At 63.6% G+C, this 25,759-nt stretch carries 21 protein-coding genes; 6 read left to right on the top strand and 15 right to left on the bottom strand.

The features are described 5' to 3' along the window. Positions 1–76: 76 nt before the first annotated feature. Genes AC1Q5P_RS08115 through AC1Q5P_RS08095 form a run of 5 tightly spaced genes read right to left on the bottom strand, consistent with a single transcriptional unit; the run spans position 77 to position 6,193 of the window. Entirely contained in the window at positions 77–526 is a 450-nt protein-coding gene (locus AC1Q5P_RS08115; RefSeq protein ID WP_039333806.1) for a MaoC family dehydratase, read from the bottom strand. Beyond that, on the bottom strand, positions 526–2,397 hold the full coding sequence (locus tag AC1Q5P_RS08110) for an acetyl/propionyl/methylcrotonyl-CoA carboxylase subunit alpha (protein WP_492518675.1): 1,872 nt from the start codon (positions 2,395–2,397) through the stop codon (positions 526–528). The genes AC1Q5P_RS08115 and AC1Q5P_RS08110 overlap by 1 nt, the downstream gene beginning before the upstream one ends. 14 nt (positions 2,398–2,411) lie before the next feature. Further along, complete coding sequence (locus tag AC1Q5P_RS08105; protein ID WP_492518674.1) at positions 2,412–4,013, bottom strand: carboxyl transferase domain-containing protein; 1,602 nt, start codon at positions 4,011–4,013, stop codon at positions 2,412–2,414. Continuing rightward, the gene (locus AC1Q5P_RS08100) at positions 4,010–4,996 is read right to left on the bottom strand and encodes an alpha/beta hydrolase (RefSeq protein ID WP_492518673.1); all 987 of its coding nucleotides are present in this window, start codon (positions 4,994–4,996) and stop codon (positions 4,010–4,012) included. Before AC1Q5P_RS08100 ends, AC1Q5P_RS08105 begins: the two co-directional genes overlap by 4 nt. A 33-nt stretch (positions 4,997–5,029) precedes the next feature. Continuing rightward, positions 5,030–6,193 carry an isovaleryl-CoA dehydrogenase gene (locus AC1Q5P_RS08095; RefSeq protein WP_492518672.1) on the bottom strand — a complete coding sequence of 388 codons (1,164 nt, stop codon included), beginning with the start codon at positions 6,191–6,193 and terminating at the stop codon, positions 5,030–5,032. A gap of 100 nt (positions 6,194–6,293) precedes the next feature. On the opposite strand from AC1Q5P_RS08095, the gene AC1Q5P_RS08090 reads away from it, so the two are divergent. Beyond that, a complete protein-coding gene (locus tag AC1Q5P_RS08090) occupies positions 6,294–7,151 on the top strand; it encodes a LysR family transcriptional regulator (RefSeq protein ID WP_427463394.1) in 858 nt (285 codons plus the stop codon). Here AC1Q5P_RS08090 and AC1Q5P_RS08085 read toward each other — a convergent pair. Both AC1Q5P_RS08085 and AC1Q5P_RS08080 read right to left on the bottom strand, forming a co-directional pair. Then, positions 7,144–7,701 carry a murein L,D-transpeptidase catalytic domain family protein gene (locus AC1Q5P_RS08085; RefSeq protein ID WP_230487648.1) on the bottom strand — a complete coding sequence of 186 codons (558 nt, stop codon included), beginning with the start codon at positions 7,699–7,701 and terminating at the stop codon, positions 7,144–7,146. The two genes, AC1Q5P_RS08090 and AC1Q5P_RS08085, sit on opposite strands and share 8 nt — an antisense overlap. Positions 7,702–7,907: 206 nt before the next feature. After that, positions 7,908–9,098 (bottom strand): cytochrome P450, encoded by a 1,191-nt coding sequence (locus AC1Q5P_RS08080; protein ID WP_492477795.1) that lies wholly within the window; start codon positions 9,096–9,098, stop codon positions 7,908–7,910. Positions 9,099–9,204: 106 nt separating this feature from the next. Between AC1Q5P_RS08080 and AC1Q5P_RS08075 the strand changes: the two genes are divergently transcribed. Further along, positions 9,205–10,089, top strand: coding sequence for a helix-turn-helix domain-containing protein (locus tag AC1Q5P_RS08075; protein WP_492518671.1), 885 nt, complete (start codon positions 9,205–9,207; stop codon positions 10,087–10,089). Between the two features lie 125 nt (positions 10,090–10,214). After that, positions 10,215–10,862: an RBBP9/YdeN family alpha/beta hydrolase gene (locus AC1Q5P_RS08070; RefSeq protein WP_039333817.1), complete on the top strand. Its 648-nt coding sequence runs from the start codon at positions 10,215–10,217 to the stop codon at positions 10,860–10,862. Here the strand turns inward: AC1Q5P_RS08070 and glgX are convergent. The 7 genes from glgX to AC1Q5P_RS08035 all read right to left on the bottom strand — a co-directional run bounded on the left by glgX (position 10,786) and on the right by AC1Q5P_RS08035 (position 22,423). Beyond that, positions 10,786–12,627, bottom strand: a complete 1,842-nt coding sequence (glgX, locus tag AC1Q5P_RS08065; RefSeq protein ID WP_492518670.1) for a glycogen debranching protein GlgX — start codon at positions 12,625–12,627, stop codon at positions 10,786–10,788. The genes AC1Q5P_RS08070 and glgX overlap by 77 nt on opposite strands. Continuing rightward, on the bottom strand, positions 12,624–14,252 hold the full coding sequence (locus AC1Q5P_RS08060) for an alpha-D-glucose phosphate-specific phosphoglucomutase (RefSeq protein WP_492518669.1): 1,629 nt from the start codon (positions 14,250–14,252) through the stop codon (positions 12,624–12,626). Before AC1Q5P_RS08060 ends, glgX begins: the two co-directional genes overlap by 4 nt. After that, positions 14,249–15,727: a glycogen synthase GlgA gene (gene glgA / locus AC1Q5P_RS08055; protein ID WP_492518668.1), complete on the bottom strand. Its 1,479-nt coding sequence runs from the start codon at positions 15,725–15,727 to the stop codon at positions 14,249–14,251. Before glgA ends, AC1Q5P_RS08060 begins: the two co-directional genes overlap by 4 nt. Next, on the bottom strand, positions 15,724–16,983 hold the full coding sequence (gene glgC / locus AC1Q5P_RS08050) for a glucose-1-phosphate adenylyltransferase (protein ID WP_082013340.1): 1,260 nt from the start codon (positions 16,981–16,983) through the stop codon (positions 15,724–15,726). The genes glgA and glgC overlap by 4 nt, the downstream gene beginning before the upstream one ends. Before the next feature lie 16 nt (positions 16,984–16,999). Next, positions 17,000–19,165, bottom strand: a complete 2,166-nt coding sequence (gene glgB, locus AC1Q5P_RS08045; protein ID WP_492518667.1) for a 1,4-alpha-glucan branching protein GlgB — start codon at positions 19,163–19,165, stop codon at positions 17,000–17,002. Next, the gene (locus AC1Q5P_RS08040) at positions 19,162–21,585 is read right to left on the bottom strand and encodes a glycogen/starch/alpha-glucan phosphorylase (protein WP_492518666.1); all 2,424 of its coding nucleotides are present in this window, start codon (positions 21,583–21,585) and stop codon (positions 19,162–19,164) included. The genes glgB and AC1Q5P_RS08040 overlap by 4 nt, the downstream gene beginning before the upstream one ends. 298 nt (positions 21,586–21,883) lie before the next feature. Continuing rightward, complete coding sequence (locus AC1Q5P_RS08035) at positions 21,884–22,423, bottom strand: cytochrome b (RefSeq protein ID WP_039334047.1); 540 nt, start codon at positions 22,421–22,423, stop codon at positions 21,884–21,886. Between the two features lie 202 nt (positions 22,424–22,625). Between AC1Q5P_RS08035 and AC1Q5P_RS08030 the strand changes: the two genes are divergently transcribed. From AC1Q5P_RS08030 to AC1Q5P_RS08020, 3 genes are all read left to right on the top strand, one after another. After that, positions 22,626–22,829, top strand: a complete 204-nt coding sequence (locus AC1Q5P_RS08030; RefSeq protein ID WP_039333830.1) for a hypothetical protein — start codon at positions 22,626–22,628, stop codon at positions 22,827–22,829. A 184-nt stretch (positions 22,830–23,013) separates the two neighbouring features. Further along, entirely contained in the window at positions 23,014–24,435 is a 1,422-nt protein-coding gene (locus AC1Q5P_RS08025) for an ATP-binding response regulator (RefSeq protein ID WP_492518665.1), read from the top strand. Beyond that, complete coding sequence (locus AC1Q5P_RS08020; RefSeq protein ID WP_039333832.1) at positions 24,422–25,339, top strand: response regulator; 918 nt, start codon at positions 24,422–24,424, stop codon at positions 25,337–25,339. The genes AC1Q5P_RS08025 and AC1Q5P_RS08020 overlap by 14 nt, the downstream gene beginning before the upstream one ends. A 94-nt stretch (positions 25,340–25,433) precedes the next feature. On the opposite strand, the gene AC1Q5P_RS08015 is transcribed toward AC1Q5P_RS08020, so the two are convergent. After that, positions 25,434–25,748 carry a UrcA family protein gene (locus AC1Q5P_RS08015; RefSeq protein WP_039333834.1) on the bottom strand — a complete coding sequence of 105 codons (315 nt, stop codon included), beginning with the start codon at positions 25,746–25,748 and terminating at the stop codon, positions 25,434–25,436. Between the last annotated feature and the right edge of the window lie 11 nt (positions 25,749–25,759).

Raw genomic sequence — 25,759 nt, 5'->3', positions numbered from 1 at the left:
CTGAAATGAAATATTCTTAATTAAATTGATATTTACCACGATTATTGGCTCCAAAATGACCAAATGGGTCTGCAGATTACGGCCGTTTCTTGAGCAGCGCAGAGCGCAGGCAGCGGCAGACGACCTCGCCGCGCTGGTTCAAGAGTTCATGCCTGAACGTGGTGATGCCGGCCTCCGGTCGCGATTTACTTTCCCGCAAATCAACAACTTCACTGGTTGCGCGCATCGTGTCGCCGATGAACACCGGCGCCGGCATCACCAGTTTGTCGTAGCCCAGATTGGCCACCAGCGTTCCGAGCGTGGTGTCACCGACCGACAGGCCAACCATTAGGGCGAAAGTGAAAGTACCGTTCACGAGAATCTGCCCGAACTCGCTTTCCTTGGCCGCTTCCACGTCGATGTGGAGGGGCTGCGGGTTGTGGGTCATGGTCGAAAACAGCAGGTTATCCGTCTCGGTCACGGTCCTGCGAATCTCGTGCTCGATTCGGTCGCCGATTCGCCACTCGTCGAAGTACTTGCCCGCCATCAGCCTTCCGCCTTCTTGATCTGCGCCAGCGGCGCCTCGACCTGAACCTGCGCCCCGGCCACGGCGTTCAGCTCCTCCACCACGCCATCGAACGGCGCGGTCAGGGCATGCTCCATCTTCATCGCTTCGAGCACCATGAGCTTCTGGCCCTTGGTGACGGACTCACCGGGCGCGACGTCCACCGAAATGACTTTGCCGGGCATGGGGGCGATGATCGCGCCATCCGATGCGGCGCCCCCAGCGCCGCCTTCAGCTCTGGCAAACTGCACAAGGAAGCGCTCGCCACCTTCGTCGATGCTTGTGACGGGTTCCCCCGGCCAGTAGTCGACCGCCGGCTCCTCAGGCATTTCGACAATGAACGCCCGTCCGAACTGGTCTGCCAGATGCACTTCGCGCCGTGCGGCGGCGTTCATGCGAAAGCCTGACTGGCTGGTCCAGGGACTGCCGCCCGGCGTGCCAACCAGCCGCATCGCCGCAAGCCCAAGCGCTTCGGACGTCGGTTCCGGACGGGTGGTGAGGCTTTCGAGGTTGCGTTCGATCAGCCCGGTATCGACCACCCCGGCCTGGAACGCGGCGTGCCCCAGCAAGCGCCACAGGAACCCGCTATTGGTGATCAGCGGGCCGACCACGCCCTCGTCCAGCGTCTCGCGCAGGCCCGCTATGGCCTCGGCGCGCGTCTCGCGGTGCACGATCACCTTGGCGATCATGGGGTCGTAGAACGGCGAAATCTCCGCCCCGGCTTCAACACCGGTGTCAATGCGCGCCTGATACTGATTGAAGTGGAAGTCCTCCACGCGGCCGATACTGGGCAGAAAGCCCTTGGTGGCATCTTCGGCATAGAGCCGCGCTTCCATGGCCCAACCGTTTATCGAGAGTTCGTCCTGTCGCTTGGGCAGCGGCTCGCCGCTGGCAACACGCAGTTGCCATTCGACCAGATCGACGCCGGTGATTTCTTCGGTCACCGGATGCTCGACCTGCAGGCGCGTGTTCATTTCCATGAACCAGATGCGGTCGGCGCGCAGGCCTTCACTGCCATCGGCGATAAACTCGATGGTGCCCGCGCCCTCGTAGTCCACGGCCTTGGCCGCGCGGACGGCGGCAGCGCAGACCGCTTCGCGCGTGGTCTCGTCCATGCCGGGGGCAGGTGCTTCCTCGATCACCTTCTGGTGCCGCCGCTGCAGTGAACAATCGCGCTCGAACAGGTGGACGACATTGCCATGGGCATCGCCGAAGACCTGCACTTCGATGTGCCGGGGCGAGAGGATGTACTTCTCGATCAGCACGCGATCATCGCCGAACGAGGACGCCGCCTCACGCCGACACGAGGCCAGCGCCTCGGCAAAGCCGGCAGAGCTTTCCACCCGCCGCATGCCCTTGCCGCCGCCACCGGCCACGGCCTTGATCAGCACCGGATAGCCGATGGCATCAGCCTCGGCCTGCAGGCGCTCAGGCGTCTGGTCCTCGCCGAGATACCCCGGCGTCACCGGCACGCCCGCCGCGATCATGCGCGCCTTGGCCGCATCCTTGAGGCCCATCGCCGTAATCGAGGCAGGCTTCGGCCCGACCCAGACCAGCCCCGCATCCAGCACCGCCTGCGCGAACTCGGCATTCTCCGAAAGGAAGCCATAGCCGGGATGGATCGCCTCCGCTCCGGTCGCCTTGGCCGCCGCGATGATCTTCTCAGCCAGAAGGTAGCTCTCGCGCGCAGGCGACGGGCCGATGTGCACGGCTTCGTCTGCCGAGCGAACATGCAGCGCCTTGGCATCCGCATCGGAATAGACCGCTACCGTGCGAATGCCCAAGCGGCGTGCAGTCCGGATGACCCGACAGGCGATTTCGCCGCGATTGGCGATGAGGAGGGATTTGATCATTGCATTCGCCTCCATCACATCCTGAACACGCCAAAGCGCGGAGCCTCCGCAATCGGCGCTTCCAGACAAGCCTCCAGTGCCAAGCCCAGCACGTCGCGCGTCTGCACCGGGTCGATCACGCCATCGTCCCACAGCCGTGCCGTGGCGTAGTAGGGATTGCCCTCGTCCTCGTACTTCTGGCGGATCGGCGCCTTGAAGGCTTCGGCTTCCTCAGGCATCCACTTGTCCGCATCGCGGTGCACCGTCGCCAGAACGCTTGCCGCCTGCTCGCCACCCATCACGCTGATGCGCGCATTGGGCCAGGTGAACAGGAAGCGCGGCTGATAGGCTCGGCCACACATGCCGTAGTTGCCTGCGCCGAAGCTGCCGCCGATCAGCACGGTGATCTTGGGCACCTGCGCTGTCGCCACCGCTGTTACCAGCTTGGCGCCATGCTTGGCGATGCCCTCGGCCTCGTACTTGCCGCCGACCATGAAGCCAGAGATATTCTGCAGGAACAGCAGCGGGATCCGGCGTTGGCAGGCGAGTTCGATGAAGTGCGCCCCCTTCTGCGCGCTTTCCGAAAACAGCACGCCGTTGTTGGCAAGGATCGCCACCGGTGCCCCGTGGATATGGGCAAAGCCGCAGACCAACGTGGTGCCATAGAGCGCCTTGAACTCGTGAAACTCGCTACCGTCGACGACCCGCGCGATCACCTCATGCACGTCGTAAGGCGCGCGCACGTCCTCGGGGATGATCGAGTACAGCTCTTCCGGATCGTACTTCGGCGGCACCGGATCACGCCGCGCAACGCCCGCATCTCTTGCGGGGCCAATGTGCGATACGATGTCGCGCACGATTGTCAGCGCATGCTCGTCATTGTCGGCAAGATGATCGACCACACCGGACTTGCGTGCGTGGAGGTCTCCGCCACCCAGCGCTTCGGCGGTGATTTCCTCGCCTGTCGCAGCCTTTACCAGCGGAGGCCCGGCAAGAAAGATCGTCCCCTGTTCGCGCACGATCACCGTTTCGTCGGACATGGCCGGCACATAGGCTCCGCCGGCGGTGCAGGACCCCATCACGCTGGCAATCTGCGGGATGCCCCGCGCGCTCATGTTCGCCTGATTGTAGAAGAACCGGCCAAAGTGGTCGCGGTCAGGGAAGACCTCGGCCTGGTTGGGCAGGTTGGCGCCGCCACTGTCGACCAGATAGATGCAGGGCAAGTGGTTCTCCTGCGCAATCTCTTGCGCGCGCAGGTGCTTCTTTACCGTCATCGGGAAGTAGGTACCACCCTTTACCGTCGCGTCATTCGCAAAGACCATGCAATTGCGGCCCGATACACGGCCAATGCCCGCGATGATGCCTGCGCCGGGCACCTCGTCTCCGTACATCCCGTTGGCGGCAAGCTGGCCGATTTCGAGGAACGGCGAGCCCGGATCGAGCAGGCGCTCAACGCGGTCGCGCGGGAGCAGTTTCCCGCGCGATACGTGGCGTTCTCGGCTGCGCTCGTCACCACCCAGCGCGGCCTTTGCCACCCGCTCACGCAGCTCCCGAGCCAAGGCCCGGTTGTGCGACGCGCGGGCTCTGGCTTGGTCAGAGTTCAGATCGACGTTGCTGGAGAGGACCGGTGCGCTCAACGCGTGCTGCCTTTCAGGTGCTTGGAGAAGAAGGGCAGCACATGCGTGCGGAAACGCTCCTTCACCCGGTTGCCGTGGTCGCCCACATAAATTTCCCAGTCGTGCGCTATGCCGAACCGGGTCAGGGTATCGTGGATCAGTTCATCGTCAGCGCGCACGAAGTCGGTATCGCCGGTATCGATGGCGATGCCGCTCATGCGGCGCAGCGAGGGGAGGTACTGTGAAGCCATCGCTACGGGCGAATTTGCGGCCCATTTGGCGATGACCAGATCGTTCACCTTGCCATCGCTGGTGCCCAAATCGGCATAGAACGGAGGCTTGGTGGGATTGGGTGACCAGGCCGTGGCCACCGCGAAGTTGCCCCGGCTCATCCAGTCCGCCGTCAGTGCCTGATCGACCGACCAGCCTTCGTACTTCGGATCGGCTGAAGATGCCGGGCGCGGAATCTGGCAGCACGGGTTCATCGCGTAAAGCGCGCCGAACACGTCTGCGCGCTTCATGCCGAGCTTCAGCGTGCCGTAGCCGCCCATGGAATGCCCGGAAAGGCCGCGCGCCTCGCGCGAAGGGATCGTGCGAAAGTGCTTGTCGGTCCACGCCACCAGGTCTTCGGCGATGAAGTCCTCGAAGTTTCCGACCGTGGGAGAGTTCGAATACATCGAACCGCCCCACTTGGTCATGCTGTCGGGCACGACAATGATTGCTTCCGTGCCAGAGGCCTTCAGCGCGGCATCGAAGTCATTGCGCTCGACGTACTGGTCTGCGGTCGAATTATACCCATGCAGGAAATAGACGACCGGATAGCGCCGGCCCTTGGACTTGTCATAGCTGTCCGGCAGGAACACGTAGACCGTGCGATCGGCCGAATTGCCCTCTAGATTGCCTTCGACTGCGGCGCTGTGAACGGTCGCCTTCTCCATCCGGGCCATCGCCGGGTTGGCGATCCCGAGCAGGGCAGCACAGGCAAGGAAAGCTTTCAGGCGCATGGTTCTCTCCGCAAGATTGTTATCGTCTGCAGATCAGCGCACTCCAATAAGCTCACGACCGATCAGCATCCTGCGGATTTCATTTGTTCCGGCACCAATGTCCAGCAACTTGGCGTCGCGCAGGTAACGTTCCACCGGCCAGTCCTTGGTATAGCCCGCTCCGCCCAGCGCCTGCACCGCTTCGCCCGAAACGCGGAAGGCATTCTCGCTGGCGAGCAGGATCGCGCCCGCAGCGTCAAAGCGCGTGGTCTGCCCGGCGTCGCAAGCCTTGGCCACGGCATAGACATAAGCGCGAGCCGACTGGATGGCGACGTACATGTCGGCGACCTTCGCCTGCATCAGCTGGAAGGTGCCGATCGGTTGGCCGAACTGCTTGCGCTCGCGCACATAGGGGATGACCGTGTCGAGACAGGCCTGCATAATGCCGATCTGCATGCCCGCCAGCACCACGCGCTCGTAATCGAGCCCGCTCATGAGGACGCCGACACCACCGTGGAGCGGACCCATCACGTTCTCTTCCGGCACAAAGCAGTCGTCGAACACCAGCTCGCACGTGGGCGAGCCGCGCAGGCCCATCTTGTCGATCTTCTGCCCGATCGAGAATCCGGCCATGTCCTTCTCGATAAGGAATGCGGTTATGCCGCGACTGCCAGCTTCGGTCGAGGTCTTGGCATAGACCACCAGCGTATCGGCATAAGTGCCGTTGGTGATCCAGAACTTGGTGCCGTTGAGGCGGAAGCCGCCTGCAACCGGTTCGGCACGCAGCTTCATCGAAACGACGTCCGTCCCGGCGCCCGCTTCCGACATCGCGAGGCTGCCGACATGTTCACCGGAGATCAGCTTGGGCAGGTACTTCGCCTTCTGCTCGTCATTGCCCCAGCGGCGGATCTGGTTGACGCACAGGTTCGAGTGCGCGCCATAGGACAGGCCGACCGAGCCCGATGCCCGGCTGACTTCCTCGACCGCGATGACGTGATCCAGATAGCCGAGGCCCAGTCCGCCGAACTCTTCCTCGACCGTGATGCCGTGCAGGCCCAGCGCACCCATCGGCTCCCACAGCTCGCGCGGGAAGCGGTCGTTGCGGTCGATCTCGGCGGCGAGAGGCGCAATCTGCTCGTCGGCAAAGCGACCCGCAGCCTCGCGGATCATCAGGGCGCTTTCGGTCAGGCCGAAGTCGAAATCGGGCGTGGCGCGCATCTTGGGCATCCTCTGCAAACTTGTCGGGGCGAAGGATACCATCGTAGAACCATCGCTCAAAATTGATTTACATCGGGGTTTGCGATAGGTTTTTCCTATGATGAAGCGCACCCATCTCCGGCAGTTCCTGGCCGTGGTCGAGACCGGGAATTTTACCCGTGCGGCCGAGCGGCTGGCAATCTCGCAGCCGACATTGTCCGCCGCCATTGCCGAGCTTGAGCGCCTTGCCGGAACGCGGCTGTTCCTGCGCGAGCGGCGGCAGGTCCGCCTGACCGAAGCAGGCGCGCGGCTGGTCAATCACGCGCGTGCCATCGAGCGGGAATTTCGCGCAGCCGAAGCCGCCTTTGCCGAGGCGCCCGTGCCGCTCAGCCCCTTGCGGCTCGGCGTCCTCCCCTCGATCGCCACGCTTGCGCTTTCCAGTCTTGCCCGCCGCCACGCCGGACCGCAGCCGCTGACCATGGCCGAAGGCACTGATGCGGAACTGCGCCGCAAGCTGGGCGAGGGACAGGTCGACGCCATTCTGACGCTGATGCGGCCGGAAGACGCGGACAGGCCTTCGCTGCCGCTGCTGGAGGAAGGCTATCGCCTGCTCCTGCCCGAAGGACATGCCCTTGCCGGCGCGAGTTTGCTCGACGCCAGCGACGTTGCCGCGGAAACCATGATCGCCCGCCGCTCCTGCGAAATCCTCGGCGAGACCAGCCGCTGGTTCACCCAGCGCGGCGTGCGCCCGCCCTTCTTCCTGCGCTCGTCCAACGACGATCGCTGCATCGAGATGGTGAGGGTCGGAATGGGCGTGACGACCGCGCCGCAGTCACTCGCGCGCGACGGCGTCGTCGCGGTGCCGCTGGCCGATTACGATTTCCGGCGCACCATCGTGCTGATCGCTGCGCGCGAGCGTCCGGACCTGGTCGAAGAAGGCAGTGCGCTGGCCGAAGCCGCGCGCGCCGCGTTTACTTGACGGCGTAGAGCAGGCGGCCTTCGCCCAGCCGCTCGAGCACGCCGTTGATGTCGCTGTTCGAAAACGCGAAGCAGCCCTGGCTCCGTCCGATGCGGCCTTGCGTTGCGGCCATGTCCTCGCTGACATAGCTCGCCGCGTGGATCACGATACCGCGCTCGAGCGCGGCGCTGTTGGCGTCCTCAAGCCCGATCAGGCGGCGCGAACGGCCATGCTTGCCGTAATAGGTCACGCCGGTGAGGAAAGCGCCGGGGCTCGAGGCGTTGGAGCCATAGGCGTTCGAAAACCGCTGTACCCAGCCGCTGTTCGCCGGATCCGATCCGCTGCCGTGCGAGACGAGGTGCGAGGAGACGAGCTTGCCGCCTGCGACATCGACCAGATGGAAGCGAGCCTCGCGCGAGGCCTTGCCGAAATCGACCAGACCGACGAGATCACGATGGCGGATATGCGCGCCATGCGCATCGAGCGCGGCAATCGCGCGTTGCACCAGCAACGGCGGCGTCGGCCGGGCGAACGGCGAGACTTCCGGCTCTTTCACAGGTGTTACTGCCATCGCCGGCTGGCCCGAAACCGCCATGCTACCCAGCGTTGCAACCATGGCGCCCAAAAATTGGCGCCGATCAGGAACCATTATGCGAGACCCCGGTTATCGTCCATTGGGCCTCAAAATGTATGCGGTACATCACATCTGCAAGAGGGGCGGCCCGGCCTTGCGACGAGTCGTGCATGACCCGCCACCTGCCGAGCCGCCGGGTTAGCTTAGCCCGCCTTCTTCAGCCGCAGCGCTTTCGGACTGCGGAAGTTCGAGGATGAAACCCAGTCGAGCTTCTCATCCACCCGGGTGAAGTCCGGCACGACCTTGAGCAGTTCCTCGTAGGCAATCTGCGTCGCCAGCCGCCCGATCATCGAACCTAGGCAGGCATGGACGCCGCCGCCGAACCCGAGGTGCCGCTTCGCCTTGCGGGTAATGTCGTAGACGTCCGGATTGTCGAACATCCGCTCGTCGCGATTGGCCGAGCCATAGGCGAGGATCACCGCATCGCCCGCCTTCATGACCTGCCCGTGCAATTCCACGTCCCGTGTCAGCGTCCGCTTGAAGCGCTGCGCCGATGTGTTGAACCGCAGCGATTCCTCGATCGCGTCCGGGATCAGCGAAGGGTCGGCGACCAGCGCGCGCCGCGCCTCCGGGTAATCGGCGAGGTTCAACCCGAACATCGCCATGAAGCCCGAAAGGCTCTCGATCCCGGCCATGATCAGCGTGGTGACCGTCAGCTGCACTTCCTTGTCGAGCAGCTTCTCGCCGTCGATCTCGGCGGTGATGAAGTTCGAAAGCAAGTCATCGCCCGGGTTGGCCTTGCGCGCCGCCACCAGCTTTTCCGCATAGTCCGCCATCCAGTGGAACGCGGCGAGGTGTTCCGGTCCCTTCTTGCGCGTCACTGGATCGGTCTGCACCATCAGCACGGCGTTGTGCCGCACGAGGTCCGCGTTCTCCTCGGGCAGTGCGAACAGGTAGAACAGCAGGTCCACCGTCAGCTTCGAGGTATAGTCTCCGACAAGGTCGAACACCGGCTTGTCGGCAATCGCGGCCAGATGCGCGCGGGCCGCTGCCCTCGCAGGCTCGACGATGTGCTCCAGCGCGCGCTTGGTCACTGCCGACTGGATCAGCGCCCGCAGGCGGTCGTGGCGCGGCGGATCGCTGGAGCCCAGCGTCGATCCGGCGCGGCCCGGAAACTCGTCCACCAGGTTGCCCTGCGCCGAGGAATAGGTCCGCCAGTCCTGCAGCGCATTGAGCACGTCGGAATAGCGCGAAAGCACCCACTTCCCGGCCTCTTCGGACCAGAAGCAAGGGTGTTCATCGCGCAACGTCTTGTAGGCCGGGAACGGATCGGCATCGGTTGCCGGGGAATATGGGTCAAAGCGAAACGCGGGCCGCTCGATGACGGTAGCCATGACAGGTCTCCTCTCTCGATTGATGCTGCACGCGAAGCGCAAATGGCGCGACGCACCGCGCGCGCAAAAACTTGCACTTTTCGCGCAGCCTGCGAGATTGCGGCAGATGCGGAAGGAAGGCTTCAGTCGCTACACGCTCTACGGTGAGGAGGGGATTTCCCTGCCGCCGGAGTTCGTCCATCTCGAACGCATCCGCGATCGTGCCACCTTGCACGATTGGACAATCGATCCCCACGCGCATCCCCACATGCTGCAATTGCTGGTGGTGGAGAACGGCGGCAGCGAATTGCATGGGGAGCGTTCTGTCCAGAGCTTCGCAGCTCCGGTTCTGGTGATCGTCCCGCCCGCCTGCGTGCACGCCTTCCGCTTTGATGCAGGTGCCGAAGGCTGGGTGTTGTCCGTCGCTGCCGACCTCGCCAACGATCCGCGTCTCAGGGGCTTGCTCGGCAGCATGGAAGCGCTTGGCGGCAGTGCCTTGGCTATATCACTCGCCGCCCACCCGCTGATACTCCAGCGCCTTGCATGGTTGCTTGGGGATCTTGGCCAGCGCCTTGGGCAGGAGGATCAGGTCGGCCCGACACTGCTGGCCCAGGTCGCGCTTATCCTTGCCACGGCCATCGAAGCGGGCACAGGCAACCTCGATGCGCCGGCCGATGGGCGCGAACCCCTTGTCGCCCGCTTCAGGGCACTGGTCGAGCGGCACTATCGCGAGCATCTGCCCGTTGCCGACTACGCCGCCCGATTGGGCACGACCACGTCAACCTTGACCCGCGCCACGCGAGCGCTGGTCGGAAAGCCGCCTGCCGAGATCGTGCATGATCGCCTGGTCCTCGAAGCTCGCCGCAATCTTGCCTTCTCGGGGGCCAGTGCGGCGCAGATCGCCTATGCCTTGGGCTTTGCCGACCCGGCCTATTTCGCCCGCTTCTTCAAGGCGCGGACCGGGCAGACCACCACAGCCTTCCGCCGCGCACGAAGCTCCAAAGGAGCGTAATCAGTCTGACGCAAACGGCCTGCAATCCGGCGCACGCCTCTTGTCTATCGAATTAGTTGAGTTATCTCTGCTGGATGTCGGGACGTAATCCGAGTCGACCGGCCTTCCTTTTCTGGAGACAGCACATGACTCACCAACGCTCGTTCGCGGGGCAGGACCCGCTTGTCCTTACCGTTCCCGGCCTCGGCAACAGCGGCCCCGGCCACTGGCAATCGCAGTGGGAGCAGGACCTGCCCGATTGCGAGCGCATTGATCTCGGCCTGTGGGACGACCCGCATCGCAATACCTGGGTCAACAAGATCAACCTCGCCGTGCACAAGGCCGATCGTCCGGTCGTGCTAGTCGCTCACAGCCTGGGCTGCTTGGCGGTCGCCTGGTGGGCCGAGTTCGAAAAACCTGCAGACGGAAGGGTTCTGGGCGCATTGCTCGTTGCCCCGCCCGATGTCGAAGTGCGCCCGATCGACCGTCGGCTTACCCGTTTTGCGCCGTTCCCGCATGGAGAGCTGCCGTTCCCGTCGATCCTCGTCGCCAGCAGGAACGATCCTTACATGGGCATCGGGCAGGCCCGCCAGCTCGCCCAGGCGTGGGGCAGCCGCTTCGCCGACGCGGGTGAGGTCGGGCACATCAATGCTGAATCCCGCCTCGGTGAATGGACGTTTGGTCGGCTGCTGCTGAACCAGCTCCTGCCCAGGCCGGTCACGCTGGAAAGCGGTGAGCGCGTGCCGCTCGGCTCCTTTCACCCCGACCGCGCATTGCGCCGTCTGGGGGCATGATGATCAGGCCGGACCGGCGTTCGGTCCGGTCTATAAGAAGGCAATAGTCCGGGCCTTCCCACGAGAATCCGCGGGTCTGCGGCCATTCCCAGTCTCCCGGATGCATCGGCGCCCCATCCAGCCGACGCCATTGGCCGTTTTCTGAGAAGCGCACAAATGCGCTCGATCGTTCGTTGCGCCACGCGGCCAATCCGAAGACAAAGCTCTCGAGGTCGCGGTCACGGCCTTCCCAGTCGATCCAGGTGATCGCATTGTCCTGCGCATAGGCGTTGTTGTTGCCGAGCTGGCTGCGGCCGAACTCGTCCCCGGCGGTCAGCATGATCGTTCCGGTCGAAACGAACAGCGTGCCGAGCATGGCGCGGGCAAAGGCAGAGCGCCGGGCGAGGACTTCCGGATCTTCGGTCATGCCCTCGGCGCCGTTGTTCCAGCTGAAGTTCTCGCCGTGTCCGTCGCGATTGTCCTCGCCGTTGGCGTCGTTGTGGCGGTGCTCGTAGGCCAAGGTGTCGGCCAGCGTGAAGCCGTCGTGCGCGGCCAGGAAGTTGACCGAGCGGCAGTCTTTCCCGAACAGATCGGAGGAACCGGCAACGCGCGTGGCCAGCACGTCAACGCCAGCCTCGCCTTTCCAGAACCGGCGCACGTCATCGCGATACCTGTCGTTCCATTCGAGCCAGCCCGGGGGGAAACTCCCCAGTTGGTACCCGCCGGGGCCAACGTCCCAAGGCTCGGCGATCATGACGCGGTCGGCCAGGAGTGGATCGGCGGCAATCTCGGCAAAGATCGGAGCATCGGCGGCAAAGCCCGGGCTTCTTGCGAGGATCGGGGCGAGATCGAAGCGGAAGCCGTCAACGCCGCAGTGGCGGACGAAGTGCCGCAGGCTATCGAGCGCCAGTTGGCGCACCGCGGGATTGCCGAAGTCAAGGGTGTTGCCGCATCCAGTGTCGTTGATCAGTCTGCCGTCAGACGCTTTGGCATAGGCTCCGTCGTCCAGCCCGCGCAGCGACAGGACCGGCCCGAGCACGTCGGACTCGCCGCTGTGATTGAGTACGATGTCGAGGATCACGCCGATCCCTTCGGCGCGCAGTGCGGCAACGGTTTTGCGCAGTTCGGCAACGCCGCCGGGGCACAGCCGCGGGTCCAGCGCCATCATCGCCACCGGGTTATAGCCCCATGCATTGCTGAGGCCGAGCGGCGGGAGATGCCGCTCATCGATCCAGGCGACCACCGGCATGAGTTCCACGGCGGAAATGCGCAGGCGCTTGAGGTGCGCGATCACCGCCGGATGCGCGAGCGCGGCGACAGTGCCGCGCAATGCCTCGGGCACATCTAGGTGCAGCTTGGTAAAGCCGCGCACGTTGAGCTCGTAAATCAGGCCTCCGTGCCGGAATAGCGGCGGTGCAGGGGTAGCCGGTTCGTAGAGGCCTATCACCGCCTTCGGCACAATCGCCGCCGTATCCACGCCATAGACTGATAAGCTGGCGTCGTAGGTGAAGGGGCGGTCGAGTTCGATGGCGTAAGGATCGACCAGGAGCTTGGCGGGATCGAACCACTGGCCGGCCGCCGGATTCCACGCTCCCGAAGCGCGGTAGCCATAACCCATGCCGCACAACGCGCCGGGCAGTTCGGCCGTCCAGTTCTCGCCCACGCGCGTCATGGCCACGCGCTGTTCAGGCTCGCCGTCAAACAGGCAGAGCGTCAGGGCTTCGGCATGCGGCGAGCGGACGGTGAAGCGGGTCTTGCCGTCCGTGATCTCGACGCCGGGCGTCACGTCACCACGTCGGGCGCAGTCCGTCCGGTGTGCCGCGCAATCCCGGCGATGGCATCGGCTGCCGCGATCAGGTCGGCCAGCATGTCGGGCGTTTCGCGATCGAGGTCGCCGCCAACCGGTTCATAGCGTTCGAGGTAGACGCGCAAGGTCGCCCCTTCGGTACCGGTGCCGGAGAGGCGGAAGACCACGCGCGAGCCGCCCGCGAACATCACGCGCACGCCCTGGTTGCTGCTGGTAGAGCCGTCGACCGGATCGAAATAGGAGAAGTTGTCGGCCTGGGCGACTGCGAGCGATCCGAAAGTCTGGCCCGGTAGGCTTTCGAGTGCAGCTTTCAGTTTCGCCATCAGTGCGTCGGCCTTGTCGGTCGGCAGCGCTTCGTAATCGTGGCGGGCGTAATAGTTGCGGCCGAACTTCGCCCAGTGCTCGCGCGCAAGCTGGTCGACGCTGATCTTGCGGACGGCAAGGATGTTGAGCCAGAGCAGCACGGCCCACAGGCCATCCTTCTCGCGCACGTGATCGCTGCCGGTCCCGGCGCTTTCTTCGCCGCAGATCGTGGCCATGCCGGCATCCAGCAGGTTGCCGAAGAACTTCCAGCCGGTCGGCGTCTCGAAACAAGGCAGACCAAGCGCTTCGGCAACGCGATCAGCCGCGGCGCTGGTGGGCATCGAGCGGGCAATGCCCTTGAGGCCGCTCGCATAGCCCGGTGCAAGATGTGCGTTCGCCGCAAGCATGGCGAGGCTGTCCGAAGGCGTGACGAAGCGGTGACGCCCGACGATCAGGTTACGGTCGCCATCCCCGTCCGATGCTGCGCCGAAATCGGGCGCGTCAGCACCGAACATCGTCTCGAACAGTTCGTGGGCATGGACCATGTTCGGATCGGGGTGATGCCCGCCAAAGTCCTCCAGCGGAACGCCATTGCGCACCGTGCCCTTGGGAAATCCCAGACGGCCTTCTAGGATTTCAGTGGCATAGGGGCCGGTTACGGCGCTCATCGCATCGAACGCCATGGTGAAACCGGCGCTGACATTGGCGCGGATGGCGGCGAAGTCGAACAGCTCTTCCATCAGCTCGGCATAGTCGGCCACGGAATCGATCACCTCGACAGTGAGGTTGCCAACCTGCGTCGTGCCCAGCGTGTCGAGATCGACATCGGGGGCATCGACGGTCAGCCAGCGGTCGATGGTCCGGGTGCGGGCATAGATCGCCTCGGTCACGCCTTCGGGGGCAGGGCCGCCGTTGGCAATGTTGTACTTGATGCCGAAGTCTTCGTCGGGCCCGCCAGGGTTGTGGCTTGCCGAAAGGATCAGGCCACCGCTGGCGCCGTACTTGCGGATCACGTTCGATGCGGCGGGGGTGGAGAGGATGCCGCCTTGGCCGACCAGCACCTTGCCATAGCCATTGGCCGCGGCGATGCGGATCGCTTGCTGGATCACGGTGCGATTGTGGAAGCGACCGTCACCGCCGAGGACCAATGTACTGCCCGGCTCCCGCTCGACCACATCGAACACTGCCTGGATGAAGTTTTCAGCGTAGCCCGGCTGCTGAAAAACCTTCACCTTCTTGCGCAGGCCGGAAGTGCCGGGCTTCTGGTCGAAGTAGGGCGTCGACAGTACGGTACGGGTCATTGGTCCTCCGCGATGAGGGCGGCATAGAGGTCCGCATAGGCCTTGCCGGAGCGGTTCCAGGAGAAGTCGGTCTTCATTCCGGCGCGCTGCATGGCACGCCAGGTATCGCGTTGCCAGTAGAGTGTGACAGTACGGCTGATGGCATCGGCAAGGCTCGCATAATTCACGCCATCGAACTGCACCCCCGTCGCCACGCCGCCCATCACGGCCGCCAGATTGGCGTCGATCACGGTGTCCGCAAGCCCCCCAGTCCGCGCCACCACCGGCACGCACCCATAGGCAAGGCCATAAAGCTGCGTCAGGCCGCAGGGCTCGAAGCGCGAAGGCACGAGGATCGCATCGCCACCACCCTGCATGCGGTGCGAAAGGCCTTCGTCATAGCCGATCCGCACACCGACCTTGCCGGGGTGGCGCATGGCCGCGGCGTGGAAGGCGTTCTCCATCGCCTTGTCGCCTGAACCGAGGAGGGCGAGGCGCCCGCCGATGCCGACGAGGTGGTCGATGCACTCGAGAAGGACGTCGATGCCCTTCTGCCAGGTGAGGCGGGTGACGGCGATGAAGAGAGGGCCGTCGCTCGCTTCAAGTCCGAATTCTGCCTCAAGTGCGCGCTTGTTGGCTACCCGTTTGCCCAGGGAGAGTTGCCCGTTTGCCTTCGAGAGTTGCCCATATGCCCGCGGGAGTTGGATATCGGTTGCCGGATTCCATTGCACGGTGTCGATGCCGTTGACGATGCCCGTCACCCGATCGGCTCGACTGACGATAAGTCCTTCCAATCCCATGCCAAATTCGGCGGTGCGGATCTCGCGCGCATAAGTCGGGCTCACCGTGGTGATCATGCTCGCCGCCTCGAGTCCTGCCTTCAGGAAGCCGACGCCGCCGTGATATTCGACCCCGTCCATTGCCCAGGCATGGGGCGGCAAACCGAGCGCCGGGAAAACGTCCGCGCCGTAGTGCCCCTGGAACGCCATGTTGTGAATGGTCATTACCGAGGGCACGCGCTTGCCACCGTCGGGCGGCGAAAAACGCAGGTATGCCAATGCCATGGCCGCCTGCCAGTCATGCGCGTGGACCAGGTCAAACGCGCGTCCCTTGACCATGCACCCACCAACATCCGCCGCCGCCCGACCGAATGCGGCAAAGCGACGCCAGTTGTCGGCCCAGTCGCGGCCCGAAGAGTCGACGTATGGGTTGCCATCGCGCTGAAAAAAGGCTGGTGCATCAAGGACTAACAACGGGTGGCCGTCGATCTTGCCGCCGACCAGCCGCGCCTTTTCGCCCAGCAGGTTGTCCCAGGTATGCAGCGCTCGAGGGCGGGAAAGCGCCTTCATCACTGCCGGATAGCCCGGAAGAAACGTCGTCATTTCAACGCCATGCGGCGCAACCGCAGCAGGCAGCGCTCCTGCCACGTCGGCAAGGCCGCCGGTCTTGACCAGCGGCACCGCCTCGGAGGCTACGGACAGGACCCTGATCGTCATGCCAGCCGGTCGATCATCCGCTTGGTGATGAGGCAAACCCCGCTTTCGGAGCGGCGGAAGCGGCGGGCATCGAGTTCCGGATCCTCACCCACGACGAGGCCTTCGGGAATGCGCACGCCGGAATCGAGAATCACGCGGCTGAGCCGGGCGCCGCGCCCGATGTTGCAATAGGGCAGGATCACCGCTTCCTCGCAGGAAGAGAACGAGCCCATTTTTACCCCTGTAAACAACAGGCTGCGCCGGGCGATGGCGCCGGAGACGATACAATCCTGTGAGATCAGCGAGGAGATCGCCATGCCGCGACGGCCATCTTCGTCGTGCACGAACTTGGCCGGCGCGGCGATGATCTGGTCGGTCCAGATCGGCCAGTCGCGGTCGTACATGTTGAGCTTGGGCACCGTGTCGGTAAGATCGAGATTGGCCTCGAAATAGGCGTCGATCGTGCCGACATCGCGCCAGTATTCCTCGATTTCCTCGGCCGCACGGATGCAGGAATTGGTGAAGCGATGTGCCACCGCCTTGCCGTTCTTCACGATCTTGGGGATGATGTCATTGCCGAAATCGCGGCTTGAGTTCGGGTCGTCAGCGTCTTCCTGCAGCATCTGGAACAAGAACTTCGTCTCGAAGACATAAATGCCCATCGAAGCCAGCGCCATTTCCTCGTTGCCGGGAATGCCGGGAGGATCGGCAGGCTTTTCAATGAAGTCGGTGATCGTGTCGTGCTTGTCCACGGCCATCACGCCGAAGCCGGTGGCTTCCATGCGCGGCACCACGAGACAGCCGATGGTGACGTCTGCGCCGCTGTCGACGTGCTGGCGGAGCATCAGCTCGTAGTCCATCTTGTAGATGTGGTCGCCAGCGAGGATGACCATGTACTTGGGCGCATAGGAGGCGATGATGTCGATGTTCTGGAACACGGCATCGGCAGTGCCTTCGTACCAGTGATCTTCCGAGACGCGCTGCGAGGCGGGCAGGATGTCGAAGCTCTCGTTGCGTTCGGGACGCATGAAGTTCCACGCGCGCTGCATGTGGCGGATCAGCGAGTGCGCCTTGTACTGCGTGGCAACGCCGATGCGGCGGATGCCCGAGTTGATCGCGTTGGAGAGGGCAAAGTCGATGATGCGTGATTTGCCGCCGAAGTAGACCGCAGGCTTGGCGCGGTTGTCGGTCAGTTCCTTCAATCGGCTGCCCCTGCCGCCAGCCAGGACATAGGCCATCGCATCGCGGGCCAGTGGCTGAGAGTAAGTTTCGCGCATCCCCTGTTCTCCGTTCTTATCCCTGGAATTCGAGTATCAGCGTGGCCAGTGGTGGCAGCACCACGAAGGCGGCACCGCCTTCGGCCGTGACCTGCCCGAGATTGCCGATCCCGCTGCCGCCGTAGTCCTGCGCATCGCTGTTGAGCACTTCACGCCATTCGCCGTCGTGCGGCAGCGGCAGGCGGTAGTGGTCGTGCACCTGCGGCGTCATGTTGCAGATCACCGCGATGGGCCTGGCATCGGGAGCCTTGCGCAGCCAGGCGAAAACCGAGGCCTGTGCATCGTCGACGACCAGCCATTCGAAGCCATCCGGCTCGCAATCGCGGGCATGGAGGGCGGGGCGGGTTGTATAGACGCGATTGAGATCGCGGACCCAGCGGCGGACGCCTTCGTGGGCCGGGGCATTCAGCAGGTCCCAGTCGAGCGAGCGGGCCTCGCTCCATTCCCTTCGCTGCGCGAATTCCTGCCCCATGAACAGCAGCTTCTTGCCGGGATAGCCCCACATCAAGCCGTAATAGGCGCGCAGGTTGGCGAATTTCTGCCAGTCATCGCCGCTCATCTTGTTCAGGAGCGAACCCTTGCCGTGGACGACTTCGTCATGGCTGAGCGGGAGGACGAAGTTTTCGCTGAAGGCGTAGGTCAGCCCGAAGGTGATCTCGTTGTGGTGGTACTGCCGGTGGATCGGGTCACGCGCCATGTACTGCAGCGTGTCGTGCATGAAGCCCATGTTCCACTTGAAGCCGAAGCCAAGGTGCTCACGCGGGGCCTCGTCGAACGCTGGTTTGCTGACGCCGGGCCAGGAGGTGGATTCCTCGGCGATCGTCAGGAAGCCGGCGTGGCTGGCATAGACCGCGCGATTCATCGCCTTTAGGAATTCGACCGCTTCCCAGTTCTCACGCCCGCCTTCGGCATTGGGGATCCATTCGCCCGCCTTGCGCGAGTAATCGCGGTAGAGCATCGAGGCGACGGCATCCACGCGCAAGCCGTCGACGTGGTAACGCTCGGCCCAGAAGAGCGCATTGTTGACGAGGAAGCTGACGACTTCGCGACGGCCGAAGTTGTAGATCAGCGTGTTCCAGTCAGGATGAAAACCGAGGCGAGGGTCTTCATGTTCGTAGAGTGCGGTGCCATCGAAGCGGACGAGGCCGTGTTCATCGGTGGGGAAGTGGGCGGGTACCCAGTCAATCAGCACCGAAACGCCGGCGCGGTGCGCACCGTCCACGAAGCGCGCGAAGCCCTCTGGTGGGCCGAAGCGGGCCGAAGGGGCATACAGGCCGGTGGTCTGGTAACCCCATGACGGATCGTAGGGGTGTTCCGAGACGGGAAGGAATTCGATGTGGGTGAAACCCATCTCCGCGACGTAGGGGATCAGTCGGTCGGCCAGTTCGTCCCAGGTGTAGAAGCCCTCGTCATGCGGCTTCTGCCAGGAACCCGGATGGACCTCGTAGATGGACATCGGCTGGCGACGAGCATCGACGCTGGCCCAGTGGGCGCGGTGATCGGCGTCGCCCCAATCCATCTTGACCGGGTGCGCTGTGATCGAGGCCGTGCTGGGGCGGAATTCTGCGGCCTGGGCGAAGGGGTCCGCTTTCAGGGGCAGCACTGTGCCGTCGGCGCCGATCACGTGGTATTTGTAGGCGCGGTGTTCGCCGATGTCGGGGATGAAGATTTCCCACACGCCGATGTCGGCACGACGCCGCATCGGGTGGCGACGCTGGTCCCAATCATTGAAGTCACCGACAACGCTGACGACCTGCGCATTCGGCGCCCAGACCGCGAAGTGGACACCGCTGGCGCCCTCATGGTCGATCAGGTGGGCGCCCAACTTGTCAAACAGGCGGTGATGGGTGCCCTCGGCAATAAGGAAATCGTCGAGCGGGCCTAGGACAGGGCCGAAGGAGTAAGGATCGGTTACCAGCCATTCGTGCGTGCCTGCCGTGCAGGCGTACCGAACCGGCTGTCGCGGCCCCTTGACCTTCCCTTCGAACAGGCCGCGCCCGTCGACCCGCGTCAGTTTGCCGAGCCTCTTGCCGGAGAGTGACCATGCCACCGCCTCTTCGGCACCGGGCAAGACAGCGCGGGCGAATGCGCCCTCTGGTCCTTCGTGGATGCCGAGAAGCGAGAAAGGATCGGCGTGCGTCCCGTCAAGCAGGGCATCGATGGCGCTCGCCGGTGGCTTCATGCTGGCTCTCGGACCCCCCAGATATCGCGGGCGTATTCGCCGATCGTGCGATCGGACGAGAACCAGCCTACGTTGGCAATGTTGCGGATTGCCGAAGCGCGCCACGATGCCTGCTGTTCCCAGCGGCGGTCGATGTTGCGTTGGGCGGAATGGTAGGCGTCGAAGTCGGCCGCGACCATGAACCAATCGTGGTCATAAATCCCGCCCATGAGTCCGGCGTAGCGCTGCGGATCGTCAGGCGAGAATACCCCGGTGGCGATGGCGGCGATGGCCTGCTGCAACTCGCGCGAGGCTTCGATGACTTCACGCGGGTTGTAGCCGTTGGCGCGCTTATCCTCGACCTCTTGCGCGGTCAGGCCGAAAATCTCGATGTTGGGATCGCCGACGCGATCCTTGATCTCGATGTTCGCACCATCGAGCGTGCCGATGGTGAGAGCGCCATTCAGTGCAAACTTCATGTTGCCAGTGCCCGAGGCCTCCATGCCGGCGGTGGAGATCTGCTCGGACAGATCGGCCGCCGGAATGATCCTCTCGGCGAGGCTGACATTGTAGTTCGGGACGAACACGACCTTGAGCAATCCGCCGACGGAAGGATCGGAATTGACGCGGCGGGCGATGTCGTTCGCCAGTTTGATTATCAGCTTGGCATTGTGGTAACTTGAAGCTGCCTTGCCGCCGAAGATCTTCACGCGCGGCACCCAGTCGCGTTCCGGGTGGCTGCGGATCTGGTCGTAGAGAGCAACCGTCTCGATCAGGTTGAGCAGCTGGCGCTTGTACTCATGGATGCGCTTGATCTGGACGTCGAACAGGGCATCAGGATCGAGGCGGACGCCCATCAGGTCCTTGATGTGCTTGGCGAGCGCGATCTTGTTGGTGCGCTTGACCTCGGCAATGCGTTCGCCGAGCGCGGCATCGTCAGCCAGGGCGTTGAGATCGGCAAGCTTTTCGGCATCGTCGAGGAAGGCCGGCCCGATCGCGTCCTTGAGCACTGACGTCAGGCCCGGGTTGCACTGCTGCAACCAGCGGCGCGGGGTGACGCCGTTGGTCTTGTTGTTGATGCGGGTGGGGTAGAGCTTGTGCAGATCGGAGAAGACGGTGGTCTTCATCAGATCGGTATGCAGCGCCGCCACCCCGTTGACGCTGTGCGCGCCGGTGAAGGCGAGGTTGGCCATGCGCACCCGCCTTTCGCCGCCCTCGTCGATCAGGCTGATCGCGGCGATTGCGGCATCGTCCATCCCGGCCTTGCGAGCTTCACGCAGGACGCGGCTGTTGATGGCGTAGACGATCTGCATGTGACGCGGCAGCAGGCGCTCGAACAGCGGCAGCGGCCAGGATTCCAATGCTTCGGGAAGGAGCGTGTGGTTGGTGTAGGCGACGGTCGCCTTGGTGACTTCCCACGCCTCGCTGAACTCGAGCCCGTGCACGTCGACCATCAGGCGCATGAGTTCGGCGACGGCAACCGCAGGGTGCGTGTCGTTCAGCTGGATCGCGGCCTTCTCGGGCAGGGTGCGGATGTCGCCATGATATTGGACATGGCGGCGGACGATGTCCTGGATCGAGGCGGAGGTGAAGAAGTACTCCTGCCGCAGACGCAGTTCCTGGCCGGCGGGCGTGGAGTCAGCGGGGTAGAGCACGCGCACGAGGCTGTCGGCACGGACCTGTTCGGCAAGCGCACCGAAATGGTCGCCGGCGTTGAAGGCATCGAGCCGCAGGGGATCGAAGGCGTGGGCGGTCCACAGGCGCAGGGTATTCACGCGCTTGCCGCGCCAGCCGACGACCGGGGTGTCGACCGCGCTGGCTTCGACCTTCTCGGCCGGGCGCCATTCGACCGCATCGCCATTGGCAACGACTTCGCCGCCGAAGCCGATGATGTAGGCGCTTTCGCGGCGATCGAATTCCCAAGGGTTGCCGTGGCTGAGCCAGGTTTCGGGCAGTTCGACCTGCCAGCCATCGTCGATCCGCTGGCGGAACATGCCGTTCACGTAGCGGATACCGTAGCCATAGGCGGGAATGTCGAGGCTGGCGAGGCTCTCCATGAAGCAGGCGGCGAGGCGGCCAAGACCGCCATTGCCGAGCGCCGCGTCGGGCTCAAGGTTCTCCAGCGCCGAGAGGTCGAATCCGTGATCGCGCAGGGCCTTTTCCATTTCGCGCGTGAGGCCCATGTTGGATAGGGCATCACGCAGCAGGCGTCCGATCAGGAATTCCAGGCTCAGGTAGTAAACCCGCTTGCCGCCCTGCTCATAGGTCTTGCGGGTGGAATCCATCCACTGGTCGATGATTGCATCGCGAAGGGTCAGGACAGTCGCGGTGTACCAGTCATGCGGCTTGGCGGCGCGTTCATCCTTGCCGACGCGGTGGCGCAGCACGTCGATGATCTTTGCGTCGATCTCGCTTGCGCCTGATTGTTTCATGATGCTCATCGCACAAGTCCCACCCTGCTTGACGCCAGATGCGCGCTGCTGAGGACAGCGAGCGGCAAGCGTCTGTTGTACCGACCTGTCAGGACAGCGTGCCGCGCTCCACCTTGCCGCGGAGGATGACTGTCGCAGCGCCTTGCATCACACTCTCGAGCAGGACGGTAGGCGAGGCTTGGGCGCAAGGGCAAGCGTGGAGTGCGAGCCAAGTCAGTCATGGCAGAAATCCGTCGCCCCCCATGCACGTTTCGATGGGGCTAGTACGTGTTCTGCCTCGCTTTGTCGGTCAGAATACGTCTGCGCTTCAGAGCATGCGGCGCAAGACATTGTCCTTGATGACAAAATGATGATGAAGCGCCGCCGCAATATGCAGAATCACAAGGCCTGCCATCAGGAAGCCGAGAACTTCGTGCCCTTCATGCGCGGCTTCGGCGAGGGCAGACCCCTTGGCGACCGGAAGCTTCGGCCAGTCAAACAGGCCGTAGATCGAAAGGGGATACTTGCCCGCCGAGGAAAAGATCCAGCCCGTAAACGGCACGACGATCATCAGGACGTAAAGCGCACCATGCGTCAGGCGCGCCACGCTTTGCTGGAGCTTCCCCATGGTTGCCGGCCAAGCCGGCATGGTCCAGGTGAAGCGCCAGGCAAGCCGGGCGAGCGAGAGAAACAGGATCAGGATGCCGGTGGCCTTGTGTGCGGGGAAGGGCTGCCAGATATCTTCGATGGCCTCGCCGAAGATACCGGTCAGGATATTGAACAGAACCAATGCCGCAATGACGGCGTGAAACAGGCGCGCAACTGCATTGTACCGGACGAAATCGTGCGTGCCAGATAACGTGGCCATGACCATTCCCCTCGACTTGATCTGGAGCCACGATAGTGCGCAGTCTTTCGCTCGTCACGTATCCGATTGTCGCAGGGTACCTTCGGTGGCCGGCTTGCCAAAATATGACAGATGTCAAGTAATGGGATGCGGCAAATGACGTATGCCTGTTCGCCCCTGCAAAAAATATGGTGTCGGCAGAAACCATAGTCCGTGAGGGAACATGTCAACGCCGCGTCTCACCCAAGTCGAGCCCGCTGTCGTCCACAAGATGGCGTCCGTCCTCAAGAGCCAGAAGCCAGAGGTTATCCAGAACCATTTCGGTATCGGGCTCAACACATGGGTAAAGCTGCGCGAGGGGAAGGCAATCCGCCACTCCGTCGCGGTGCGCCTGCTGCAACGGTTGCAGCGAGACCAACTGATCTGAAGGGACAATCTGCCCTGCCGGGCACAGCTTGACAGGGCTTGAGTTCAAGCTGGTTGCAGTGCACAATCGCCGCGTGCCTCATACAACGACACAGGCACGCGGGGTCATTGAAATGCAGACTTCCCGGCGCGGCCGGAGCAGACAAGGGGCACAGGCAGGTCGACGGCTGCACCGGCAGTCGCGAGTGGAAACGCAGGATCAGTTGGCAGAGCTTCGCGCACGCTTGGCTGCGGCCGAAGCGGCCAACGAGGCGAAAAGCCGGTTTCTTGCCAATGTCAGCCACGAAATACGATCGCCGCTCAATGCAATCTATGGCTATGCCCAGCTTGTCGAGCGGGGCGCACAGGTCGATCCGTTGGCGGCCGCGCGTGTCATTCGCCGCAGCGCCGAACATTTGACCAACCTCGTCGAGGGCCTGCTGGATATCGCCTCGGTTGAACAGGGCGTGGTCCGGGTCGATAACGGAGTGATCCGGCTGGGGGCGCTGGTCGAGCAGGTAGCCGAGATGTTTTCGCCACTGGCGGCGCATAAGGGCCTGTCGTTCGTCTGCAGCATACAGGGCCGGCTGCCCGAGTTCGTGCGGCTTGATGAACGGCGCGTACGACAGGCATTGATCAATCTGGTGTCGAACGCGGTAAAGTTCACGCAGCGTGGGGAAATCCGGCTTGTGCTGCGGTGGTCGGGACAGATCGCCACGATCGAAGTTCATGATACCGGTCCCGGCATTGCGCTTGATCGGCAGGAGCAGATCTTTGCGCCTTATGAGCGTGCTGATGCTGCATCCGAGGCCGAGAAGACAGGGGCGGGCCTTGGTCTCGCCATCACGCGCGCTGTCGTGAACATGCTGGGTGGCGACCTCAAGCTGGACAGTGCGGTTGGCCGTGGGAGCTGCTTCACGGTCAAGCTCATGGCGCCGCAGGTTGCGGGAATGGTCGATCATGCGGCCGACAAGGTCCGCCCTGCCGGATACAAGGGGGACCGGCGCGCGATCCTGCTGGTCGACGACGACGCTGATCACCTGTGTGTCTTGCGGACCGTTCTTACCGAGGTCGGCTTCGACGTCGCAGAGGCGGGTGATGGAGCCACGGCGCTGGCACTGGCCGATGCGCAGCCTTTCGACGCCATAATCTGCGATGTCAGCATGCCCGGCATGTCGGGTTGGGATGTCGCGGAACGTCTGCGCGCCATGTGCGGACGCGATCTCAAGATCCTGATGTTGTCCGCCAACGCGTTCGAGCGCCACGGTCTGTCCGGTCAACAAGCCAGCCACGATGCATTTCTGCTCAAGCCAGTGGATCTGGGGTCGCTGCTCGACGCATTGGGGCGCCATCTTCAGCTGGAATGGATCATGCCTGAAGTGCGGGAAACTGGCACTGGCGCGCGTGACAGCGTTCAGGTTTCGGCCGCAACGCGCGAACACGTCGACAGGTTGAAGGCGCTGGTCCAGATCGGTCACGTCAGGGCTCTTGAAGGAGAGATCAAGTCGCTGGCGGCCGCTGATCCTGCTGCAGAAGCGCTAGCCACGCGCCTGTTCGATCATCTCGACCGCTTTGATCTCGCCGGGATCGGAAGGATACTGGAGGACCTGCCCGATGAGTGGCGATAACTTGCGTCGTGATACGGTTCTGGTCGTCGACGACGAGCCGGATTCGCTCCGTTTCCTGACCGATGCACTTGAAGGGGCGGGAATCACGGTGCTGGTTGCCATATCGGGGGGCGCCGCGCTGGACCTGCTTGAGCATGTCGTGCCCGACCTGATCCTGATGGATGCCGTGATGCCGGGAATCGATGGGTTCGCCGCAACCAGGCAGATCAAGGCACGCTCGCAGCTTTCGCACGTGCCGGTGATGTTCATGACCGGGCTTACCGAGAGCGAGCATGTGATCGAAGGCTTCGAAGCTGGTGGCGTCGATTATCTGCGCAAGCCGGTCAACGTGCACGAACTGCTGGCGCGGGTTCGAGTGCATCTGGGCAATGCGCGTGCGATGCAGGCGAGCGCTACCGGCCTCGATGCAACCGGACGGCTGATGATGTCCGTTGATCCCCAGGGCGGTTGCCTCTGGTGCACGCCACTCGCCGAACGCGCCATCCTTCGGGTAAGCCCGGAATGGAGCCGGGAGGAGCGGCAGTTGCCCGATGCGATCCGCCTGCCTTTGCTTCGCGTGCTGGCGCGAAATGCCACGGGGGCATCGGTCCGGATCGAGCAAGGGGAAAGCGCGCTCGAACTGGTCGTGATTGCACAGTACCGCGACAGTGAAGTGCTGATCCGGCTTAACGAACTCAATCCCAAGGCGGACGTGTCCCAATTGCAGCTCAAGCTGGGGTTGACCGACCGCGAGGCCGAAGTGCTGCTCTGGATAAGCTACGGCAAGTCCAACGGGATGATTTCGGAGGTGCTGGCGATCAGCCCGCGTACCGTGCAGAAACACCTCGAACGCATCTACGAGAAGCTGGGCGTAGAGACACGGGCTGCCGCGGCAGCGGTCGCGATCAAGGTGCTCGGCACCTGAAGGCGCTCACGCCGCCGGAAGGGGAAACATTCCTCCAGGCGGCGTTGCGCCCCTGGCCAAACTTCACGCCAGCGTGAGGCTGGTCCAAGGTCGATCAGCGGCGAGCCATCTTCCCGCTGCGGGCGGCGAGCGCAAGCTCCTGAACCATCGGTTCGACACTCGCAATCGCGGCACGGCGGCACTGATAATCAGGCATCGGTGTGACGATCATGCGGTCAGCCGGATCACAGGCTTCTGCAGCGGCGTCGGCAATGCGGTTCCGAAGACGGCGCATGTCCGAGGCGCGCGACAGGTCGAGGCCGTCGGCCGAGATGGCAATGTTGACGGTCTGTGGGGCAGGTGCGGCAAGAGCGATCTGCGGCGCAGACAGCAAGCCGACCGCCAAAGTGGCGGCGATAAGGGTCTTCATGAGCATTCTCC

Source organism: Novosphingobium sp. GW835-FHT14H07 (assembly GCF_058793515.1).
Note: the sequence above shows the minus strand (reverse complement) of the source record. Positions and strands in the feature narration are given on the sequence as shown.

Excerpts from the sequence above, each read along its gene's own strand:
- glgC (WP_082013340.1), bottom strand. The coding sequence starts at position 16,983 with ATGCGCGAAACTTACTCTCAGCCACTGGCCCGCGATGCGATGGCCTAT.
- AC1Q5P_RS08015 (WP_039333834.1), bottom strand. The coding sequence starts at position 25,748 with ATGAAGACCCTTATCGCCGCCACTTTGGCGGTCGGCTTGCTGTCTGCG.
- AC1Q5P_RS08070 (WP_039333817.1), top strand. The coding sequence starts at position 10,215 with ATGACTCACCAACGCTCGTTCGCGGGGCAGGACCCGCTTGTCCTTACC.
- glgB (WP_492518667.1), bottom strand. The coding sequence starts at position 19,165 with ATGAAGCCACCGGCGAGCGCCATCGATGCCCTGCTTGACGGGACGCAC.
- AC1Q5P_RS08095 (WP_492518672.1), bottom strand. The coding sequence starts at position 6,193 with ATGCGCGCCACGCCCGATTTCGACTTCGGCCTGACCGAAAGCGCCCTG.
- AC1Q5P_RS08080 (WP_492477795.1), bottom strand. The coding sequence starts at position 9,098 with ATGGCTACCGTCATCGAGCGGCCCGCGTTTCGCTTTGACCCATATTCC.
- AC1Q5P_RS08115 (WP_039333806.1), bottom strand. The coding sequence starts at position 526 with ATGGCGGGCAAGTACTTCGACGAGTGGCGAATCGGCGACCGAATCGAG.
- AC1Q5P_RS08035 (WP_039334047.1), bottom strand. The coding sequence starts at position 22,423 with ATGGCCACGTTATCTGGCACGCACGATTTCGTCCGGTACAATGCAGTT.
- AC1Q5P_RS08110 (WP_492518675.1), bottom strand. The coding sequence starts at position 2,397 with ATGATCAAATCCCTCCTCATCGCCAATCGCGGCGAAATCGCCTGTCGG.
- AC1Q5P_RS08030 (WP_039333830.1), top strand. The coding sequence starts at position 22,626 with ATGTCAACGCCGCGTCTCACCCAAGTCGAGCCCGCTGTCGTCCACAAG.
- AC1Q5P_RS08100 (WP_492518673.1), bottom strand. The coding sequence starts at position 4,996 with ATGCGCCTGAAAGCTTTCCTTGCCTGTGCTGCCCTGCTCGGGATCGCC.
- AC1Q5P_RS08090 (WP_427463394.1), top strand. The coding sequence starts at position 6,294 with ATGAAGCGCACCCATCTCCGGCAGTTCCTGGCCGTGGTCGAGACCGGG.
- AC1Q5P_RS08040 (WP_492518666.1), bottom strand. The coding sequence starts at position 21,585 with ATGAGCATCATGAAACAATCAGGCGCAAGCGAGATCGACGCAAAGATC.
- AC1Q5P_RS08020 (WP_039333832.1), top strand. The coding sequence starts at position 24,422 with ATGAGTGGCGATAACTTGCGTCGTGATACGGTTCTGGTCGTCGACGAC.
- AC1Q5P_RS08085 (WP_230487648.1), bottom strand. The coding sequence starts at position 7,701 with ATGGCAGTAACACCTGTGAAAGAGCCGGAAGTCTCGCCGTTCGCCCGG.
- glgA (WP_492518668.1), bottom strand. The coding sequence starts at position 15,727 with ATGACGATCAGGGTCCTGTCCGTAGCCTCCGAGGCGGTGCCGCTGGTC.
- AC1Q5P_RS08060 (WP_492518669.1), bottom strand. The coding sequence starts at position 14,252 with ATGACCCGTACCGTACTGTCGACGCCCTACTTCGACCAGAAGCCCGGC.
- AC1Q5P_RS08075 (WP_492518671.1), top strand. The coding sequence starts at position 9,205 with ATGCGGAAGGAAGGCTTCAGTCGCTACACGCTCTACGGTGAGGAGGGG.